Genomic DNA, 19414 nt, shown 5'->3' with positions numbered 1-19414 from the left:
ATCACAGAATAGATTTATCTTCGCCTTAGCTACAGTGCTTAATTAAGTTCTCTACAAAAAAAACGCATCCATTGGATGCGTTTTTTTACGATAGATGATGCCTACTCTTTAGAAATCATATTTCGTATCAGTATAGATCTGGAACGCTTTTTCCCAAACTTCGCCCACTTCACCGTTGCCTACCGGTTTGCCGTCAAGTTTAGTTACGGGTGCGATCTCTTTCGATGAGCTAGTAATCCATAGCTCGTCTGCATTGCGCACTTCGTCCATTGTCACAACACGCTCTTCTACTTTTAGCGAGCCGTCAGCGCTTAGGCTGTCCAAAATAATACGACGGGTAATACCCGGTAGGATTTGGTTGTCCTGAATCGGTGTGATGACGACGCCATCTTTTACGATAAAGGCGTTGCATGAGCTGCCTTCTGTCAATTCACCGTTGGCGTTGTAGAGTAGGGCTTCATCGTTTCCAGAGGCGTAGCCTTCTTGGAAATGAATCACGTTACCTAATAGCGCAGTCGATTTAATGTGACAACGCTGCCAGCGAAGATCTTCAGTGCTGATCATGCTGTATTGAGTTACTTTAGCGCGATCTACAGGCTCAGGGTCTTTGATTGGGAATGTGAAAGCAAAGACCGTCGGCTCAACATTTTCTGGGTAGGCGTGGTAACGCTTTACGTCGGTTCCGCGTGAGATATGAACATAGACGCCTAGATTAGTTGCTAAGTCGCTGTTGCGTGCAACAAGATCATCCAGAAGAGTTTTCCACTCCTCCGCTGTTTTTGTGCATTTGATCTCAATCGCGGCAAGGCCATTGATCATACGTTCGATGTGGGGCATTAAGCCTACAGATTTCCCAGCATAGTATGGGATAACTTCATAAATGCCGTCGCCGAATAAAAAGCCTCGATCGAGAGGAGAAATTCGTGCTTCTGACAGGGGCTGATATTCGCCATTCAGGTATGAAATGCTCATACTAACGTTCCTTCCACTTATATGCTTATGGGTTTTCTGCTTCTAGTCGTTTACTAAGTATAGCGTTGTATATAAAAGGGCATAGCACTAGTCGGCTTTGTTTAGTCACACATCACTGGAATGTGTTTAGTGAGTCTGTTGATTTTTACGTATCGACAGAACAGCAGGGCCGATCTTTAGGCTGAAGCAGTAGGGTGCGAAGTTTCTAGTAAAAGTTTATTTCTTTCAATACCTCAATAAAAATAAGGAAATATTCTTTTCTGGTTTTAAAATAAAGGTTTTTTATCTGTTTTTTTATTAAATAGCAGTTTATTTAGCTGATCATTAAGGTGCGTGCTGTTGATGATCAATTTTTAAGGCGTTAGCCGGTAATGATTTCACGACTGCTGTCGGCTAATAGTTTAGGCAAAATTCGATCGTCATCTAAACGCCAATGGCAGCTAAAACCTAAATCGGGGGGGCGTTGTCCGATGTCGAGTTTTATAAGTGATCCCTGCGCTAAGGAGTCTTTGATAACAGGCTCAGGAAGTAGAGCAACCCCAATAGCTTGTTGAGCTAAGGATAATAGATTTATAACTGAGCTACAGGTATGAAAAAGCAGTGGGTCGTCCTTGTAAGGTGCAAATAGCTGCTGCATATATTCCCATGGGCGAGTATTGCGGGGAAAGCTAAGAATTGAGTAGCGAGTAAGGTCGGCGATAGTGGTTATTTTATCAATATTTGGGTGATTGGGTGAGGCAACCCAGTGCTGTGGATAACTGCATAAGGGTTCGCTTACCAGTTTTGGGTGGGGAGTAAGGTTGGAGACGGTTAGTGCTAAGTCGAGCTGATACTCTTCTAGTTGCTTAGTTAGTGTTGTAGTGACATCACTAATAAGCTCAAACGATATAAGTGGATATTGCTTTTGCCAGTGCTTAAGTAAGTCAGATAGCCACAGGTACGAGAGGGTATCGGTAATGCCGATCCGTAATGTACCTCGTTGAGGGTTCTCTTCGCTGACCTGCTCCTTCATCTCTTGGCTGATAGCGAGAATCTTTTCTGCATAAGGAAGTAGTTGTACGCCGCGTGGAGAGAGGTGAGTGCCCCGTTGATCGCGGATAAAAAGTTGTACGCCTAATTCATCTTCGAGTGAATTGATTCGAGCAGAGATTGTGGGCTGAGTCGCATGGAGTTGTTGAGCAGCAGCATGAAAACTACCGAGTCTTGCGACTTTAACAAAAGTATTTAGGTTTCTTAGACGCATCAAGCGCATCTCATTAACGGGAAACTATCCACTATAACGAAGTACGTTCAGCCAATCTAGGGTAATAAAAAACCACGCGTAAGTGGTTTTTTATTAAATGGCGCAAGATTGCAGGGGATTTTTAGTTATACCCGATTAACCTGCGGAGCTCGGCAATAATACTGTCTCCTTCTGAAACGGGTAAACCATCTTCGGTTAGCTCGTTTTCACGGGTGACGCCATCGACACTGCCTAGTTTTGATAGGTATTTCAGAATCTCGATAGGTTTAATATCATTAAGTAGGTCCTTGTCGTTCCAGAGGCTTAGAAACGTGATAATTCCGTATGCGCCCCAGTTAGAAACGTCGGCAATAAGCAGTTCATCTACTTTTGTGGCGGAAGCCATAATATCGAGCTCTTTCAGGGCTTCTTGAATATTGCCCATGCCGATCTCGTTACCGCCATCGCCAATGCCTATTGTTGGGCATTTTGCATTACGGACGAAGGTATCGAAGCAGGCTGTGCGATCGCTGATGCTTTCACCGCGCATATTGTAGTATTCGCCATCTTCCGCCTGTCCCGGACGTTCAATTGATAATACTGCGTCAGGGTTGTAGTTATATAAAGCTTTGAAAGCTTCTAGCGTACGCTCTTGATGCTCACCGACACTGATCTCGTGTATACGGTAATTGTCCATTAGTGCTTGGGATACGGGAGGGCCACAAACAATAACGGGGGTAGCACCTAAGGCTTCTAATGCTTGGTAAAGGGCGATCGCTCCTACAGGACCATCGGTTTCGAAGGTATCAACAACCGGAAAGCCTGTGCCAATCAATACATGGCCTTTACATTTGTTGAGTGTGCGAGCGGCACGCAGATAGTAGCCGCTGGCCAGTGCTGGCTGTATTGTTTTCATTCCACGTAGATTACGCGCAACTAATAGATCTTCAATTTGTTTGCTTAATACTGCTTCGTTGATCGAGTTGTTCTGCATAGGTTTTGTTTCCAAAATTATGTTGACCCGCAGCTAGGCTGCGAACGCGTATTCGTCTCTTAACGTACTACTTGCCTATGTTTTCGGGTGTTGTTCGTTCAAATTTTACGTGGGCAAGGCAGTGTAAGTTATGGGCTTCATCAATACTGATCTCTTCAAATGAGACGGTAGAGCCTGGTAATTGCTGTGCTAAGCGGGCGGTATCAAGGGAGATCATTGAGCCTATTTTGGGATAACCGCCAATAGTCTGGCGATCATTAAGCAGTACTATTGGCTGGCCATCGGCTGGAATTTGAATAGCGCCATGGCAGATCCCTTCCGATAAAATACCATCCATTGATGCTTCTATTTCCGGGCCTGAAAGGCGATAGCCCATACGGTCTGCCCGATTAGTTACTTCATATTCGCTGCTAAAAAACATACGTTTATCAAGATCGCTGAAGGCTTGTTCTTGATAGCCAGTAATAACACGCAGGCTTATATTATCGGTGTAACTTGGACGATGATGCTCAGCTAAGCGAAACGCTTGACCTTGAGTGTCAGGTTCGCAGCGTAGATAATCACCCTGCTGTAGTTTTCCGCCATTCAGCCCGCCAATGCCTTCGCGGGAGACGGTCGAGCTACTGGAAAAACTGTGTTCTACGTTAAAGCCATTAGTGACAGCTAAATAGGCTCTAGCCCCTTGAGTAGAAAAGCCAAGCTCGATGCGGTCTCCTTGGTGTATATGATGGGCATGCCAACGATCTTGTTCCACCCCGTTGATCTTCAGTGGCATTTCAGCGCCAGTAACGACTAAATGGGTGTCGACTTCTGATTCTAGTACGAGCCCGCCGATACTGACTTCAAGTAGGGTGCTATTTAATGCATTTCCCAATAGACGATTAGCCCATTTGAAGGCTTGTGCATCTAAAGGGCCGCCGGTTGTTAGCCCAATACGGTGGTGGCCAAAACGCCCCGCATCTTGAATAAGTGTAAGGAGGCCGGGCTGAAGTACTTTAAAACCACTCATAGTTGGCCTCCTAACGCGATAAACTGTTCACGGTTAATAGGTTCAAATTTAACTCTATCACCCACTTGGACAGGCATTGTCGGTTCGGCTTTGGGGTCAAACATAGGCGTTGGACAAAGGCCGATTAAATTCCATCCACCCGGTGACACCGCCGGGTAGACAGCAGTTTGCTGATCGGCGATAGCAACAGCACCTTTTGGTACTTTCTGGCGAGGTGTAGATAGACGTGGTGCAGCAATACGTGGATCAACTTCTCCTAGATAAGCAAATCCTGGTGCAAAACCTATAGCATAAACTCGGTATTCCATATCGCTGTGGATCTTTATAACCTCTTCGATACTGAGTTGAGCCCGTGTTGCTAATGCTTCTAAGTCGGGGCCTGATTCTGTGCTGTAGTACGCCGGTAAGGTCACTATTTTTCCAGATATAGCGCTGCTTTCTTCTAGCTGGCCAAGGAGTTTGCGTAATTTGCTACGCACTTCTAAATGATCACACTTGAGCATATCGTAGATCACTAAGAGTGATGCGTAGGATGGCACCATATCAATCAGCTGCTCGGCCAGTTCCTTTTCTAAGATGGTAACGGCTTGCTGCACTTTGGCCGAGGTTGCGGGGTCTGTCTGTTCACCAAAATAGATGATCAGGGCATTTTCACCAGCAATTTCAATTCTCATGATCTAATTAGCTCGCGGATCTGTTGGATCGCATTAATGCCATCCATATTGTCACCGTGGACGCAGAGTGTATCGGCTCGAAGCTTAAGTCGGTTTCCGCTGACAGTAGTGACTGTACTTGTCTCTTTTAGCTGTTTTACTTGCTCGAGCATTTTTTCTTTATTGTGGACTGCACCTTCGCGGCTGCGTGCGAGTAATTTGCCATCGTCGTCATAACAGCGGTCGGCAAAGATCTCAAACCAGAGTTTGATGTCTATAGCATCGGCTTCCTGTTGATGCTGTTCTGCCTCAGGAGTGCTTTGTAACATTAATATCAGCGGCTGGTGGTAATCTGCAATGGTTTGCATAACAATCTCACGAACCGATTTATCAGCCATCATATCGTTATACATTGCACCGTGGGGTTTAACGTATTCCAAGGTTAAGCCTACGGATTTAGCCATCCCATCCATCGCCGATATCTGATAGGTCAGCATAGCTTTTAATTCAGCGCTGCTGGCTTTAATACTGCGACGACCAAAACCGACTAAATCGGGGTAGCCAGGATGAGCCCCAACAGTGACTTTATTTTGTTTAGCTAATTCCAATGTTTTTTGCATTACTAACGGATCACCTGCGTGAAATCCGCAGGCTATATTTGCTTGATCAATATGAGGCATGACCGCTTCATCTAAGCCCATCTTCCAAGAGCCAAAGCTTTCACCCAGATCACAATTTAAGCGTAATGACATAGACCGCTCCTTATTAAAGAATAGCTAAACGAGAATTGGGTAGATCAGTAATGATCATATGACCGGGGCTGTGTGTAATACAGAAGGGCGGTTTTGCTTGCTCTATAGCGACCTGAGGTGTCACTCCGCAGGCCCAGAAAACAGGTAGTTCGTCCTCTTTAATTGTGACAGCATCGCCAAAGTCTGGTTGGTTGATATCAGTGATACCAATCTGAGATGGGTCACCTAAATGGAGTGGCGCACCGTGAACAGAGGGGAAACGGGTACAAATTTGGACTGCGCGAATCGCATCGGCAGCTTTCATTGGGCGCATGCTAACGACGGTTGATCCACTGAAGCGTCCCGCAGGTCGGCATTCAATATTGGTTCGATACATAGGCACATTGACGCCTTCTGTAATGTTTCTGATCTCTAGCCCGTCGGCTATCAGCGCTTCCTCAAAAGAAAAGGAGCAACCTAGCACAAAAGTAACAAGATCATCGCGCCAAACCTCTGATACATCATTAAGTTCTTGTGTGAGTTGGCCATTTTCATAGATACGATATTTAGGTACATCGCGGCGAATATCTAAATCTTCACCTAGATCTGGCAGCATAAAGTCACCGGGCTTGTTAGACATGCCAACAATAGGACAAGGTTTAGGATTTAGTTGGCAAAATCTTAAAAAATCATTAGCCCAGTCTTGCGGCATAATGGCCAAGTTACCCTGTACGAAACCTTGAGCTAGACCAGAGGTATTTGCATTATGTTCACCGTGACGAATCATCTGGCGAATCTGTAAAGGCGTTTTATCTGATGTCATATCTAACCCTATATATGGTGAGCTGGAATCTATAGTTTTCAGTTATCTATCCGCGGAAGTTTGCAGCGATGAACCCCTTATTAAGCGGATCGGTAGTGCGAGATTAAGGATAGATTCTTATTGCGTTCTTATCCATTGTTCGGCGGCGGCTTGGGTATGAGCAAAAAATACAATACGTGATTGGCTGCTGAGCTTGCCGTTTACGCCTATAGAGCGGCGCTGTACCCACCAACTGTTTTCATCCGCTTTCATTATTTCATCAACATGGCGGATATCCAGAAATTGATCCAGTGGTATTGTGCTATTTTTCTTATCACTCATTTTGCTTAGGCCTTTTCCTTTTAACGCAGACTTAATAGTCATCATGGCTGAAAGGAGAGTAAGCGTCTAATCAATAATTGATCCTAGCTGTGATAGAAAATATTTATCAAGTGGAATTTGTTATTAGAGCGAATAAGGGGATGTACTAAATTGAGGGATTGTTGCCGTGAACACAGGATAGAGCGCTTTTATGATTTTTGGGCGATCTATCTGTGTTCGGCTGTCTTCAACGGTCTTTATTACAGGGTTGATTCTGCTTTTTGAGCGTTTTGCTTAGCTTGGGCTACCTGCTGATTTTGCGCGGTTTCTATTCTTGCTAAATAATCTTTTAGCTGGCGCTGGAAGGCCTCTTTTTTCTTACCTTGAAGTGAAACTGCAATAGGTATTTTTGCGGTCATCGCATTAACTGGGCGGCCATTTACATGTAGTTCAAAGTGTAGGTGCGCGCCTGTTGAACGGCCGGTGTTACCTGATTTCGCAATGCGTTCTCCACGTTTAACTCTTTGCCCTTTCACTACATAAGATTTACTTAAATGTAAGTAGCGTGTTTTATAACTTTGCCCATGTTGGATCTCAATATAGAGTCCAGCGTATTTATGGCGAACTACGCGAGATACGATACCATCGCCAATACTTACAACGGGAGAGCCTACACCCATCGCGAAATCAGTACCATTATGAGGTCTAATTAAGCCTGTAATCGGGTGGCGTCGTTTGGGGTTGAAACTAGAGGAAAGGCGGTATTTTCCATTGAATGGGTAACGTTGGAATGCTTTCTCAAGGTTACGTCCTTTCTCATCGTAGTAGTTATCTTCAAACAGGAAGGCATTGATCTCATGGCGACGATTTTTAATACGAATCGCCTCAATTTTATTATCGCCCGTCGCTTCATTGTCTACATATTGGCGTGAGAGTAGTACTTCAAATTTATCTCCGCGCTGGATGTCGCGGCGGAAATCAACACGCTGTTTGAGTAGCTCGGTGATGGTTTGCGCTTCCCATTGGCTTAGACCCGCTTGTTTGCCTGAGCCCGTGAAGCTATAAAGAATTTCGCCGCTTATCAGTTGCTGTTTCCAATCGCCTTCAAGCTGGACTTCATTAAATTCAAAGCCGTCGCCTTCTTTACGTTGATAGACTACTTTGTGAGCAAGGCTAAATTGTAATTCTAAACGTTGTAGCAGCTGGTCCTGCTTTTCAAAGACTAAGGTATGGCCAGGTTTTAAATTATCTAAGGCTAAGACGTTAAGGTCGGCCTCTAAAAGCTGATACATGGTTTTTTGCGGCAGCTGTAGGCGCTCAAAAATACTACTTAAGGTATCGCCTTTTCGCACAATATACTGATAGCTATTACGCAGACCGGCCGCAGGCACCAATAAGGTTTCGTTTTCGGGCACTGAGTCAAAAGCCCAAGGTGCTTTTAATTGGCGGATACTTAGTGTGGGTGTTTCGAATAGAGGCGCATCAGTATCTATCAGATGATCTAGTGATAACGGGGTGCTAACCGAGCTATTCGAAGAGGGAAGAAGGAGTGCTATTAGTAACAGTACAGCTAAAAATGCCAGCGCTTTACGGTGGATCTTAGGCAGTGCTGTAACAAAATTTGCTGAGGATGAGATCCAGCGCATTAATTTACCATCATACTAAAAATTAGAATTATATTATTTTAATCATATATGATTAATGGCTGAAAGGCCCGTATTTGCTCACTGTAACTCTGCGCGTGGTCACTCTTTTAGTGATAAAATAATAATTAATGTAATTTTTTAGATCTATTTAAGCGAAATAATAGGGTAGTTTATCTTGCTAACTTGCATGAATAGATATGTCGGTAATGGCTAATATTCAATAATATCTGATTGATTAGGGTAGATGATCTAATGGCTAAAGGCACCTTGTATGTTGTTTCTGCCCCTTCTGGTGCGGGCAAAACTAGTTTAGTAAAAGCGATGTTGGAACAAGATAGTGAGATTGTTGTATCGGTTTCTCATACCACGCGGGATATGCGACCTGGTGAGGTCGATGGCGTTGATTATAATTTTGTTTCTATGACGCAATTCAATCAGATGATTGAGGATGCTGATTTTCTTGAGTTTGCTGAAGTATTTACTAACAAATATGGTACATCTCAGCGCTGGGTTGAAACTCAGTTAGCGCAAGGCAAGGATGTTATTTTAGAAATCGATTGGCAGGGAGCACAACAGATTCGACGTTTGATGCCTGATTGCTTATCAATTTTTATTCTACCGCCTTCGCGTGAAGTTTTAGAGCAGCGTTTGAAAGGGCGTGGTACGGATAGTGAGGAGGTTATTGGCTTACGTATGTCTGAAGCGGCAAGTGAAATGAGCCATTATCCTGAATATGATTATTTAGTTATCAATGATGACTTTGAGACCGCTTTGAAAGAGTTACACGGCATCTTTTTATCTCAACGTATGAAAATCGAACGACAGAAAGATCATTGCCATGATTTGCTTGTAAGTCTCTTGTCATAATATAGATCTAGCGGTACACTACGCGGTCTTTCAATACACTCAAAATTTTCGAGGTTTTACCGATGGCACGAGTTACAGTTGAAGATTGCCTGGAAAATGTAGACAACCGTTTCCAGTTAGTAATGGTTGCTGCTAAGCGCGCACGTCAGCTGGCTACTGGCGGTAAAGAAGCTAAAATCGATTGGGAAAATGATAAGCCTACTGTTGTGGCGCTGCGCGAAATCGCTGAAGGTCATATCGGTCGCTCTATTTTGGATGAAATCGAACGCGATTAATCGCTCGGTTCTGACATTCTTTTCAAACGCCCTGATTTATCAGGGCGTTTTCGTTATTAAAGACTTTTCCTAGTGGCGTTATTACGGCATTATTTCTGTATGAACGCAGGTAGTTTGGAGAGGCAATGCAAACAATAGACGCACTATCACAACGCTTAAGCGATTATTTGGATCCAATGCAGATCCAACAGGTGCGTCGTTCCTATTTTTACGCAGAACAGGCGCACGATGGCCAAAAACGTAAAAGTGGTGAACCTTATGTAACCCACCCATTAGCTGCTGCTAATGTCTTGGCAGAGCTGCGCATGGACCATCAGAGTTTGATGGCGGCGATGTTGCATGATGTTATTGAAGATACAGATATCAGCTATGAAGGTATTGAGTCACAGTTTGGTAAATCAGTGGCTGATATTGTTGATGGCGTCTCTAAGCTAACCCACCTTGAATTTGAAACTAAAGCCGAAGCGCAAGCGAGTAACTTCCAAAAGATGGTCTTGGCCATGGCGGAAGATATTCGTGTTATTTTGGTTAAGTTAGCCGACCGTCTCCACAATATGCGTACCTTGGGGGCAATGCCACCCCATAAACAGCGCCGTATTGCCCGTGAAACTTTAGATATTTATGCACCGATTGCTGCCCGTTTAGGTATGCGTGATGTTCAGGTCGAGCTAGAGGATTTGGCGTTCCAGTCCCATTATCCGATGCGTGCTAAATATATACGTCGTGCTGTTGTTCAGGCGCGAGGGCAGCGTAAAGATATTATTAGTTCCATTCAGGAAACGATTGAAAAACGGTTAGAGAAAGAAGGCTTAAGCGGCACCGTCACAGGACGAGAGAAGCACCTTTATAGCATCTATTCTAAGATGAAAGCGCAGCGTAAATCTTTTTCAGAAATAATGGATGTGTTTGCTTTTCGTATTGTCACGGAGAGCGTTGATGATTGCTATCGAGCTTTAGGTGCAGTGCATAACTTATATAAGCCTGTACACGGACGTTTTAAAGATTATATAGCGATTCCTAAAGCAAACGGCTACCAGTCTTTGCATACAGACCTGTTTGGTGCGCGAGATATTACGATCGAAGTGCAGATCCGCACCCATGAGATGGACGTGGTCGCGAGCCAAGGGATCGCTGAACATAGCCATTATAAGAATGATGATGGCAGTGATGCTTCAGAAAGCGCTTTAGGTTCCTATAAACGTGCTCGCAAGTGGGTTAAAGGTTTATTGGAGATGCACCAAAGTGCGGGCAACTCTATGGAGTTTATCGATAGTGTTAAGACTGATCTCTTTCCCGATGAGGTTTATATCTTTACGCCTTTAGGTAAGATAATGGAGTTGCCGAGTGGTGCTACGGCTGTTGATTTTGCTTACGCGGTACATACCGATGTAGGTAACTCCTGTGTCTCTTGTCGTATTAATCGTCGTTTGGCTCCTTTGTCTCAACCTTTGGAGAATGGTCAAACGGTCGAGGTGATTACGACGCCTAGCGCACAGCCGAATATGGCATGGTTAAACTTTGTTGTAACTGGCAAAGCGCGCACGGCGATTCGACACTATCTGAAAAACCAGCAGCGACATGAATCAGTCGAGCTTGGGCAACGCTTATTAAATCAATTCTTAGCTAATTATGGCACTTCGGTTAACGATATAGATCCGTTTAAATTGCGTGACCTGCTGCATGAAGCTGAGCTTGCGAATCTAGATGATCTGCTCGAAGATATTGGTTTAGGTAACCGTATGGCGTATGTGGTAGCGCGACGTCTGCGTCCTGAGCAGCCTGCGAGCGGTGATGAAGCGGGAAGTGAGCGCTTACGTAACCAAAAACCAATGTCCATTAAAGGGACAGAGGGTATGGTGCTGCAATATGCGAAATGTTGTTTGCCGATTCCTGGCGATAAAATCATCGGCCATATTAGTACAGGTCGAGGGTTAGTGATTCATCAAACAGATTGCCGGAATATTGGCTATCTACGTGATGATCCAGAAAAATGTATCTACCTTGAATGGTCCGATAAGCTAGAGGAAGAGTTTAGCGTTAACTTGAAGACTGAGGTTGAGTCTCATCGAGGTATTATTGCTGAACTCGCAACAACCGCTGCAAGTGCGGGTGCGGATGTTGTAGCCATTGATATAGGAGATCATGAAGGGCCGCTAGCTAATGTGCATATAGAAGTAACTGTGACTGATCGTATTCATCTGGCCCGTGTGATGAAAAAATTGCGTAACTTGAAGAGCGTTAACCGGATTGCGCGGGAATAGCGCGCATTATAGTTACTGGCCCAAGGCTAACCCCTCCCTTCGATTATCAACACCACTTTCCCATTTCCCGCTATCTGTACGGCGAAATGCGTGTAATCCACTGTTTAGATCACGAATTTTAATTTCATGTCCCATTTGGCTTAGCGGCTCCTCCAGCTGTACCGCTGTAGTTCCTGCTTCTAATTCTGTAATGCCGTTACGGTTACTTACGTGTGGTGTGTTGATTGCTTGCTGCAGAGGTAGCTCTGTATTCAGCATCATTAATAAGCTTTCTGCAACATAACTAATGATACGGCTCCCGCCGGGTGAGCCAACCGCAGCATATAGTTTCCCCTCCGAATCAAACACCATAAAAGGTGACATGGAGCTACGTGGTCGTTTACCCGGTTGAACCCTATTGGCAATTAGGCGACCTTGTTTTTCAGGAGTAAATGAGAAATCGGTCAACTGATTATTGAGTAAAAACCCCCCAGCCATGAGCGTAGAGCCAAACGCCATCTCTATACTGCTTGTCATAGAGGCGGCATTTCCCCATTGATCTACAACGACAAAATGGCTGGTGGAGGGAAGCTCTGGTGATTGGTCATCCTGCCACGCAGTCTTAACTCCTTGGGGGCGCCCAGGTGCTAAGGTGCCAGTATCTTTTTTTGGATTGATCAACTGGGCACGTTGCTGAATATAGTTTTCATTTAATAGGTTGGATACCGGCACATCAACAAAATCACTATCAGCTAAATAACGACCACGGTCAGCAAAGGCGAGACGTGAGGCTTGTGTAAATAGGTGCTTCGCGTTTGAACTGTCAGGTGCGAGTGCTGAGTAGTTTGTATGCTCTAGCAACTTTAATATCTGTAAGACCGTTACACCGCCGGATGTAGGGGGCGGAAAGCCACAAACTTTGTACCCTTGGTAGGGTAAGCAGATGGGGGCGCGCTCAATCGCTTGATACTGCTTTAGGTCAGCGGTACTGAGTAAGCCGGGATTATCTGTTGCGTTTTGAACCTGACTGACGATTTTGGTGCCTATAGTGCCTTGATAAAAGACTGAGCTCCCTTGCTGGGCAATCAATTCAAGGCTATCGGCCAGCGCAGGGTTTTTACGAACAAAGCCGGTAGGTAATGGCGAGCCATCTTTTAAATAAAAATACTCTCGTGCTTCAGGATATCTATTTAAGCCTGGGTTTATACCGCTGGCGATTAGTTTGTGCAGGCGAGGGCTTATTTTAAAGCCTTCTTTTGATTGATGAATCGCATCATTGAACAAGGTTTTCCATGGCCGCTTACCATACTTAGATTGTGTTAACTCCAGCATTTTCAGTACACCAGGTGTACCAACAGAGCGCCCACCTACAAGGGCATCAACCCATCGCATAGGTTGCTTGTTACGATAGAATAGTTGTGAATCAGCCGCGAGAGGAGCGGTTTCCCTGCCATCTAATGCGATTAGCTTTTCGGTTGTTTGATCCCAATATAGTAGAAAGGCTCCCCCTCCAATGCCTGAGGATTGCGGCTCAACCAAGGTAAGCATTGCCTGAATGGCAACGGCTGCATCTGCCGCAGTACCACCCTGTTGGAGTATATGTAAACCCGCTTTTGTTGCGAGGGGGTTAGCTGTGACAACAAGGGAGTTATATTCACTTGAAATAATGCTTTTTTGAAGTCCTGTGCTATTTTCAGGTGCTAGGTCTTCCTCAACTGCATAAGCGATTGAAAGTGGAAATAGAAGAAAAAATAGTACAATCCGATGTATATGCGGTAAGTTCATAGTTAAAATGGTAAAAATCGCACTTAATAAGTGAATAATTGATCAAGAGTTTTGCTTTCTAAAAGTGTTACTAATAATCTACCCTTAACATTAAGCCAAGACTAGCATTTGGAGAAAGGAAATTGTCAGTAGGTGTATGCGTTCTGGAAAATCGCGGTGAACTACCGCAGTTCCGATTAGTGTTATTGCATGATGCTGAAGGAAAAGCGTTAGCTATATTACCTGCTAATTCGCTACTTAACCTTGTTGCGATTTGGAAAAAAACCGGGCGCCAACTCCAGCCGGTTAAAGGTGAAGATGCGAGCCGATACTTTAGCCAAGATGCATTGAATTTCCCTGATGGGCAAGCCAAACTGCTTTCATTGAAGTTGTTTATCGCCTCAGAATGCTTGCAGCATGAGCAACTGGAGCTAATTGAACCCCATTCTGGATTAAGTTTTATTGCTATCGCTGAGCAGTTGGAAATGGGTCAGCGTTTAGAGTTGGGACTGACGTTGGATCAGATTACAGAGATTCAGCCGGAAGGTAATGATACCGCTGTGATCTCTAAGGCTGTGGAGCGTTTTACTGTTCTACGTATTCAGCAGCGCCTTGAAGATACTTTAGGTTTGCCATCTCTACCGCCAACCGTTAAAAAAATCATTATGTTACGCTCAGATCCAGAAGCGGGTGTGAAAGAGCTTGTACCGGTGGTTAAGCTGGATCCAAGCTTATCGGCTCAGGTTATGAGTTGGGCTGCATCACCTTATTATGCTGCGCCGGGCGATGTGCACTCTATTGATGATGCGGTTATTCGTGTGCTGGGCTTTGATCTTGTGATTAATATGGCTCTAGGTACGGCGATGGGGCAGATGCTTAAACTCCCTGATGATCTGCCTCGTGGTGCAACACCTTACTGGATGCAAGCGGTCTATAATGCCAGCCTTGCGGAAAAGCTTTGTCGTTTGATGACGGCGAATGATAGTCGCCCACTACCGGGTTTAGTTTATCTTTCGGCGTTATTGCATAATTTTGGCTATCTAGTGTTGGCTCACCTTTTTCCCCCTCACTTTTCATTGCTTTCCCGTTATATTGAGGCTAATCCGCACTTTGCTTTAGATGCGATAGAGCAGCAGATTTTGAGTGTTACTCGAGAGCAAATTGGCAGCTGGTTGTTGGCGAGTTGGGATCTTCCCGAGCCTGTAACTGTCGCGATTAGGCAGCAAAATAATCTAGAGTACAAAGGGGAGCATGAGCAATACGCTAAACTGCTTTATCTCTCCAATCGTTTACTTCGACAGCAGGGGCTGAGTGATGGGCCTGTAAGTAAGATACCTGATGAGTTGTACCAAGAGCTGGGTTTAAATGAAGAGGAAGTGGCTGAGACGCTGCAGGAACTAATGAGTAATGAAAATAATATCAAAGAGTTAACTGAAATCTTGGGTGATTAGGCTTGCTGGAATACAGCCAGGGTATCGTATAAACGATGCCGTGGCTGTGAGTGTTATTTTTCCAATTCGCTGAGCTCTTCTTCTAAACTTTCCAGCGCTTCTTGTTGTTCTATCCACTCAAGTTCTGTTATTTCTGCTTGTTGCTTTAAATTGGCTTGTTGCTGCAGCAACTCTTTCAGTTTGTCTTTATTTACCGCTTCGTAGATTGAGCTTTCACTGAGCGCCGCTTCTATTGCTGTTAACTGTTCGTGTTGTTTCTCCATATCAGCGTCGAGTTTTTCAATTCGTTTCTTGATAGGTCGCAGCTGATTTCTACGTTCCGCGGCTAAGCGTTTTTGCTCTTTTCGTTCAGTTGCTGAGAAAGATTTTTTCTCGTCCGTTTTTTCGCTAGAGAAGGCATCGGCTTCAGCTTTTTGTTCTTGGCGTTTCTGTTCTAATAGCCAGTTTTGATAATCATCTAAATCACCTTTAAATTCTGATACTTGTCCATTAGCGACCAATAAGAACTCATCAACAGTATTACGAAGTAGGTGGCGATCATGGGAGACTAAAATGAGTACCCCTTCAAATGATTGCAGGGCGAGTGTGAGCGCGTGGCGAACTTCAAGATCGAGATGGTTGGTAGGCTCATCCATTAATAATAGATTAGGCTTTTGCCACGCGATCATAGAGAGGGCAACCCGTGCTTTTTCACCGCCGGAGAAATTCTGTACAGGCTCCAATGCTCGGTCGCCTATAAAACCAAAGGAGCCCAAAAAGTTACGGATCTCTTGTTCTGAAGCATTGGGCGTTATCCGTTTGATATGGAGTAGAGGGGATGCCGCCATATCTAAAGCTTCAAGCTGATGTTGGGCAAAATAGCCTATTTGTAAATTATCACTCTCCTGACGTTCCCCATTGCAGAGCGCTAAGTCACCAACCAAGGTTTTAACTAAGGTGGATTTTCCCGCGCCATTAGGGCCAAGCAGGCCAATACGTGTTCCCGGTGTTAGAGAAAGCGAGCTTTTGTTGAGTACGGTTTTTCCATCATATCCACATTCAGCATCGGATAGTGTGAGCAAGGGTGAGGACATCTTATCAGAAGAGCAAAACTGAAAACTGAAAGGACTATCAATGTGCGCAGGTGCAATCTTCTCCATGCGCTCTAGCTCTTTTATACGGCTTTGTGCTTGTTTTGCTTTTGTCGCTTTTGCACGAAAACGGCGGACAAAATCTTCTACTTCGCTAATGCGCTGCTGCTGTTTAACGAAGGCCGCTTGTTGTTGGGCTAAGCGCTCTGCTCGTTGGCGTTCAAACGCTGAGTATCCACCTTTATATAGCAGCAACTTCTTCTGTTCTACATGGGTAATATGAGTGACAACATTATCCAGAAAGTCGCGGTCATGGGAGATAAGAATAAGCATCCCAGGGTATTGTCGAAGCCACTGTTCTAGCCAGATTGTAGCATCTAGGTCTAAATGGTTGGTGGGTTCATCTAGCAGCAAAAGGTCGGAGGGACACATCAGAGCCTGTGCTAGATTTAAACGGATTCTCCAACCCCCTGAGAACTCTTTTACGCCGCGGGTAATATCGGTATGGCTAAAGCCAAGTCCAGACAGTAGCTGTGCTGCGCGAGATTCAGCTGTATAACCATCAAGATTGTCTAGCTCTGCATGTAACTCGCCAATACGGGCATGTTGATGCTCTTGTTCCGCGAGGGCTAATTGGTTTTGGACTTTACGCAGTTCAATATCACCGTCTAACACATACTTAAGCGCTGACCTATTGGATGTAGGGACTTCTTGAGCCATATGGGACATACGTAATCCCCCTGGTAGCTCTAAATCACCACTATCGCAGTGGAGTTCCCCTAGAATCAGTTTGAATAGCGAGGTTTTACCTGCACCATTGGCACCCACAAGCCCTACTTTCCAGCCAGGATGTAGTGTTAAATCGGCCTGCTCTAGCAAAATGTTATGGCCGCGTTGTAAGCTTACTTTTTGTAATTGAATCATGGCGGCGGATTTTAACATACAGATGCAATTGAAAAACGATCTATGGGACTTTGCGCTCAATTTTTATCAACAGCCCGGTATTGAATCGGCTTGTTTGTTACTACAAGATCAATTTGGCTTGAGCATTAATCGGGTTATCTATGCCGTTTGGTGTGGCTGCCAAGGTGAAAAAACGGAGGTTGGTGTAAGTGATGATGCTGATCAGTGGCAATTTGAGGTCGCAGGTGCATTGAGGGATATCCGCTTTCGTGTGCGAGGGCGGAAGGCAGATTGTGGAGCATTAGCTGAATGTTATGATAAATTGAAACAAGCTGAACTTGCCTGTGAGCAGGTTGAATTCGCTATGTTATATCAGCAAAAGAGAGTCTATATGCAGTCTAAAGGCTCGCGCTCTTTAGTCCGAAATAATCTTGAGTCTTATATAGCAACAGCAAATGTTGAAGTGAGTCCTGAACTTGAATTAGCAATTGGACCTATTTTATCAGCACTAAATCACTACTTATGAATAAATGGGGCGGTTTGGGGTGGTTTGCGAGTGAACTTTGCGGTTTAATCGTGGACTAAGCATCACAGAAGTGGACTGGAAATACGTTTGCATTGGCCCTTGAATGGTTTTGATTATTAGGAAGTCGCCTATAAATACGGACTTCCAGTGAATAATAAATAAGGATAAGAACAGATGAAACAAACTTTATTAGCGGTTGCTCTTAGTGCCGCGTTAATCTCTCCAGCTGTTACAGCAGTAGAACTAGAAACTGAAGAGCAGAAAGTTAGCTACAGTGTTGGGTTAATGGTAGGCGAGCAACTTAAAACAATTTCTGATCTTGATTTTGATACCTTCATCGCTGCAGCTAAAACGACTTATGCTGGTGAAGAGCCACAGCTGACACCTGATCAAGTTGGAGAGGTTATGAAAGCCTTCCAAGAGCGTCAAGTTGCAGAACAGAAAAAGAAATTTGATCAGCTAAGCCAAGATAATCTAGATAAAGGTACAAAATACCTAGCTGAGAACGGTAAAAAGAAAGGCGTTGTAACAACTAAGTCTGGTTTGCAGTATCAAGAACTAACGGCAGGTAAAGGTAAAACGCCAACGGCTGAAGATATAGTAAAAGTTCATTACCGTGGTACGTTGATTGATGGAACTGAGTTTGATAGCTCTTATTCCCGTAATGAGCCCGTTTCTTTCCCTCTGAATGGTGTTATCCCAGGCTGGACTGAAGGTCTACAGCTTATTAAAGAGGGTGGTAAAGCACGCTTAGTTATTCCATCTGAACTTGCTTATGGACCCGGTGGTATGGGCGGTGCAATTGGACCGAACGAAACGCTGATCTTTGAAGTTGAGTTACTTGAAATTAATCCGAAAGCTGAAGAAGCAACAGAAGAAGCTAAGTAAGCTCTTCTTTTTGGATAGATAAAAAAGGCCGCAACATTGTTAATCATGTTGCGGCCTTTTTTGTTATGCAGTGCGCGGTGTTTTTATTGAACCGTTATTTCAGTTCGTTCATTATTCCATTAGAGGCAAGGGCATAATATTTCCCTTGGCCAAAGCCAACGGCATAGACTCCAGCTTGCACTGGGCCGTAGGCGTCTCTGCGGTGAACTCTCCAGCTTTTTAACTCTTCCCCAGTGTTTACATCCCATAATTGCACTAAACCTGAGGCGGTGCCTGTGAGTAGTTGCTGGCTGTCAGGGGAAAAACGGGCACTGAGATAGCTGATTCTCTTTTGAGAAAAACTAGCGATGTTGCTCAGGGTATGAATTTCATTACCTGAATCAATATCCCAGATAATCGCTTTATCCAAACTACCTGAACTAAAGGCGGTTTTTTTATTAGGTGAAAGAGCAACGGTATCGACTACATTTCCTAAGGTTAACTCTTGTAGTAGTTCGCCAGTTTCAACACTCCAGAGTTTGACTTTGTAAGCGTCTGATCCCGTTAATGCTAAAGAACCATCATCACTTAGATCGACGCTCCTTACTCTTGCATCATGGCGAAATGTTCGTTTAACCCCACCTCTTTTTACATCAAAATAAACGGCGGTATGGTTAGCTAATCCTAAAAGAGCATAATTGCCATTGGGTGATAGATCCATTTGCATGATTTCGGCTGGAGAGCTCCAGAACCCTTCTGCCTGACCTGTGCTTAGGCTCCAAAGAACAAGATTCTGTTGGTCCGCTGTGGCGGCATAGCTCTCTTCAGGAGAGAAGGCGGTCGCCGCAATAATAGAAGGTGTTTTCGCCCGATGATTCCAATTGTAGAGACGCTCGTGGTTGTCGAGTTTCCATAAACTTCCACCGTGATCGAATGAGCCGATCACGCTGTAGGTTCCTTCTGTGGATATGCTTGCCGTGTACGCCCCTCGGAGGGCGTACTCTTTCCATGCTGAGGGTGCATCGCCGCTGTCACACCCTGCAAGGACGAGTAAACCACTAGCGACTAGAACAGATTTTACGACAGGCTGCATGATTTAAT

General features: G+C 44.6%; 18 protein-coding genes. 6 read left to right on the top strand and 12 right to left on the bottom strand.

Features of this window, described 5'->3' with window-relative positions; translation table 11 throughout:
- Positions 1-108: 108 nt before the first annotated feature.
- The 9 genes from Q4492_RS12035 to Q4492_RS11995 form a co-directional block, all read right to left on the bottom strand.
- On the bottom strand, positions 109-972 hold the full coding sequence (locus tag Q4492_RS12035; RefSeq protein WP_303418225.1) for an aminotransferase class IV: 864 nt from the start codon (positions 970-972) through the stop codon (positions 109-111).
- Positions 973-1333: 361 nt separating this feature from the next.
- Positions 1334-2215, bottom strand: coding sequence for a LysR family transcriptional regulator (locus Q4492_RS12030; RefSeq protein WP_303418223.1), 882 nt, complete (start codon positions 2213-2215; stop codon positions 1334-1336).
- 121 nt (positions 2216-2336) lie between these two features.
- The gene (locus Q4492_RS12025) at positions 2337-3188 is read right to left on the bottom strand and encodes a DUF4392 domain-containing protein (protein ID WP_303418221.1); all 852 of its coding nucleotides are present in this window, start codon (positions 3186-3188) and stop codon (positions 2337-2339) included.
- Between the two features lie 67 nt (positions 3189-3255).
- Complete coding sequence (locus Q4492_RS12020; protein WP_303418220.1) at positions 3256-4197, bottom strand: biotin-dependent carboxyltransferase family protein; 942 nt, start codon at positions 4195-4197, stop codon at positions 3256-3258.
- The gene (gene pxpB, locus Q4492_RS12015; protein WP_303418218.1) at positions 4194-4871 is read right to left on the bottom strand and encodes a 5-oxoprolinase subunit PxpB; all 678 of its coding nucleotides are present in this window, start codon (positions 4869-4871) and stop codon (positions 4194-4196) included. Before pxpB ends, Q4492_RS12020 begins: the two co-directional genes overlap by 4 nt.
- Complete coding sequence (locus Q4492_RS12010) at positions 4868-5602, bottom strand: 5-oxoprolinase subunit PxpA (protein WP_303418216.1); 735 nt, start codon at positions 5600-5602, stop codon at positions 4868-4870. The genes pxpB and Q4492_RS12010 overlap by 4 nt, the downstream gene beginning before the upstream one ends.
- 13 nt (positions 5603-5615) lie before the next feature.
- A complete protein-coding gene (locus tag Q4492_RS12005; RefSeq protein WP_067863122.1) occupies positions 5616-6404 on the bottom strand; it encodes a putative hydro-lyase in 789 nt (262 codons plus the stop codon).
- 117 nt (positions 6405-6521) lie between these two features.
- Positions 6522-6725 (bottom strand): hypothetical protein, encoded by a 204-nt coding sequence (locus tag Q4492_RS12000; protein ID WP_303418213.1) that lies wholly within the window; start codon positions 6723-6725, stop codon positions 6522-6524.
- Positions 6726-6964: 239 nt separating this feature from the next.
- Positions 6965-8350 (bottom strand): peptidoglycan DD-metalloendopeptidase family protein, encoded by a 1386-nt coding sequence (locus Q4492_RS11995; protein WP_303418211.1) that lies wholly within the window; start codon positions 8348-8350, stop codon positions 6965-6967.
- Between the two features lie 252 nt (positions 8351-8602).
- On the opposite strand from Q4492_RS11995, the gene gmk reads away from it, so the two are divergent.
- The 3 genes from gmk to Q4492_RS11980 all read left to right on the top strand — a co-directional run bounded on the left by gmk (position 8603) and on the right by Q4492_RS11980 (position 11753).
- Positions 8603-9217, top strand: a complete 615-nt coding sequence (gmk, locus tag Q4492_RS11990) for a guanylate kinase (protein ID WP_303418210.1) — start codon at positions 8603-8605, stop codon at positions 9215-9217.
- 62 nt (positions 9218-9279) lie between these two features.
- Positions 9280-9492 (top strand): DNA-directed RNA polymerase subunit omega, encoded by a 213-nt coding sequence (rpoZ, locus tag Q4492_RS11985; RefSeq protein WP_303418208.1) that lies wholly within the window; start codon positions 9280-9282, stop codon positions 9490-9492.
- 125 nt (positions 9493-9617) lie between these two features.
- Positions 9618-11753: a bifunctional (p)ppGpp synthetase/guanosine-3',5'-bis(diphosphate) 3'-pyrophosphohydrolase gene (locus tag Q4492_RS11980; protein ID WP_303418205.1), complete on the top strand. Its 2136-nt coding sequence runs from the start codon at positions 9618-9620 to the stop codon at positions 11751-11753.
- A gap of 12 nt (positions 11754-11765) precedes the next feature.
- Here the strand turns inward: Q4492_RS11980 and ggt are convergent, their stop codons facing one another.
- A complete protein-coding gene (gene ggt / locus Q4492_RS11975; RefSeq protein WP_303418203.1) occupies positions 11766-13517 on the bottom strand; it encodes a gamma-glutamyltransferase in 1752 nt (583 codons plus the stop codon).
- Positions 13518-13639: 122 nt separating this feature from the next.
- Here ggt and Q4492_RS11970 point away from each other — a divergent pair, with 122 nt between their 5' ends.
- Positions 13640-14947: an HDOD domain-containing protein gene (locus tag Q4492_RS11970; RefSeq protein WP_303418201.1), complete on the top strand. Its 1308-nt coding sequence runs from the start codon at positions 13640-13642 to the stop codon at positions 14945-14947.
- A 53-nt stretch (positions 14948-15000) separates the two neighbouring features.
- Here the strand turns inward: Q4492_RS11970 and Q4492_RS11965 are convergent, their stop codons facing one another.
- Positions 15001-16941, bottom strand: a complete 1941-nt coding sequence (locus Q4492_RS11965; RefSeq protein WP_303418299.1) for an ATP-binding cassette domain-containing protein — start codon at positions 16939-16941, stop codon at positions 15001-15003.
- Between the two features lie 22 nt (positions 16942-16963).
- Between Q4492_RS11965 and Q4492_RS11960 the strand changes: the two genes are divergently transcribed.
- Both Q4492_RS11960 and Q4492_RS11955 read left to right on the top strand, forming a co-directional pair.
- On the top strand, positions 16964-17446 hold the full coding sequence (locus Q4492_RS11960) for a TIGR02444 family protein (RefSeq protein ID WP_303418199.1): 483 nt from the start codon (positions 16964-16966) through the stop codon (positions 17444-17446).
- Positions 17447-17620: 174 nt separating this feature from the next.
- On the top strand, positions 17621-18334 hold the full coding sequence (locus tag Q4492_RS11955) for an FKBP-type peptidyl-prolyl cis-trans isomerase (protein WP_303418197.1): 714 nt from the start codon (positions 17621-17623) through the stop codon (positions 18332-18334).
- 94 nt (positions 18335-18428) lie between these two features.
- Here the strand turns inward: Q4492_RS11955 and Q4492_RS11950 are convergent, their stop codons facing one another.
- Entirely contained in the window at positions 18429-19406 is a 978-nt protein-coding gene (locus Q4492_RS11950) for a WD40 repeat domain-containing protein (protein ID WP_303418195.1), read from the bottom strand.
- Positions 19407-19414: the final 8 nt, after the last annotated feature.

The sequence above is a fragment of the Neptuniibacter sp. 1_MG-2023 genome (assembly GCF_030547185.1).
Classification (GTDB): Bacteria; Pseudomonadota; Gammaproteobacteria; order Pseudomonadales; family Balneatricaceae; genus Neptuniibacter.
The sequence above is the reverse complement of the archived record's forward strand: the minus strand, read 5'-3'. Positions and strand labels throughout refer to the sequence as shown.

Excerpts from the sequence above, each read along its gene's own strand:
- Q4492_RS12035 (WP_303418225.1), bottom strand. The coding sequence starts at position 972 with ATGAGCATTTCATACCTGAATGGCGAATATCAGCCCCTGTCAGAAGCA.
- Q4492_RS12030 (WP_303418223.1), bottom strand. The coding sequence starts at position 2,215 with ATGCGTCTAAGAAACCTAAATACTTTTGTTAAAGTCGCAAGACTCGGT.
- Q4492_RS12025 (WP_303418221.1), bottom strand. The coding sequence starts at position 3,188 with ATGCAGAACAACTCGATCAACGAAGCAGTATTAAGCAAACAAATTGAA.
- Q4492_RS12020 (WP_303418220.1), bottom strand. The coding sequence starts at position 4,197 with ATGAGTGGTTTTAAAGTACTTCAGCCCGGCCTCCTTACACTTATTCAA.
- pxpB (WP_303418218.1), bottom strand. The coding sequence starts at position 4,871 with ATGAGAATTGAAATTGCTGGTGAAAATGCCCTGATCATCTATTTTGGT.
- Q4492_RS12010 (WP_303418216.1), bottom strand. The coding sequence starts at position 5,602 with ATGTCATTACGCTTAAATTGTGATCTGGGTGAAAGCTTTGGCTCTTGG.
- Q4492_RS12005 (WP_067863122.1), bottom strand. The coding sequence starts at position 6,404 with ATGACATCAGATAAAACGCCTTTACAGATTCGCCAGATGATTCGTCAC.
- Q4492_RS12000 (WP_303418213.1), bottom strand. The coding sequence starts at position 6,725 with ATGAGTGATAAGAAAAATAGCACAATACCACTGGATCAATTTCTGGAT.
- Q4492_RS11995 (WP_303418211.1), bottom strand. The coding sequence starts at position 8,350 with ATGCGCTGGATCTCATCCTCAGCAAATTTTGTTACAGCACTGCCTAAG.
- gmk (WP_303418210.1), top strand. The coding sequence starts at position 8,603 with ATGGCTAAAGGCACCTTGTATGTTGTTTCTGCCCCTTCTGGTGCGGGC.
- rpoZ (WP_303418208.1), top strand. The coding sequence starts at position 9,280 with ATGGCACGAGTTACAGTTGAAGATTGCCTGGAAAATGTAGACAACCGT.
- Q4492_RS11980 (WP_303418205.1), top strand. The coding sequence starts at position 9,618 with ATGCAAACAATAGACGCACTATCACAACGCTTAAGCGATTATTTGGAT.
- ggt (WP_303418203.1), bottom strand. The coding sequence starts at position 13,517 with ATGAACTTACCGCATATACATCGGATTGTACTATTTTTTCTTCTATTT.
- Q4492_RS11965 (WP_303418299.1), bottom strand. The coding sequence starts at position 16,941 with ATGATTCAATTACAAAAAGTAAGCTTACAACGCGGCCATAACATTTTG.
- Q4492_RS11960 (WP_303418199.1), top strand. The coding sequence starts at position 16,964 with ATGCAATTGAAAAACGATCTATGGGACTTTGCGCTCAATTTTTATCAA.
- Q4492_RS11955 (WP_303418197.1), top strand. The coding sequence starts at position 17,621 with ATGAAACAAACTTTATTAGCGGTTGCTCTTAGTGCCGCGTTAATCTCT.
- Q4492_RS11950 (WP_303418195.1), bottom strand. The coding sequence starts at position 19,406 with ATGCAGCCTGTCGTAAAATCTGTTCTAGTCGCTAGTGGTTTACTCGTC.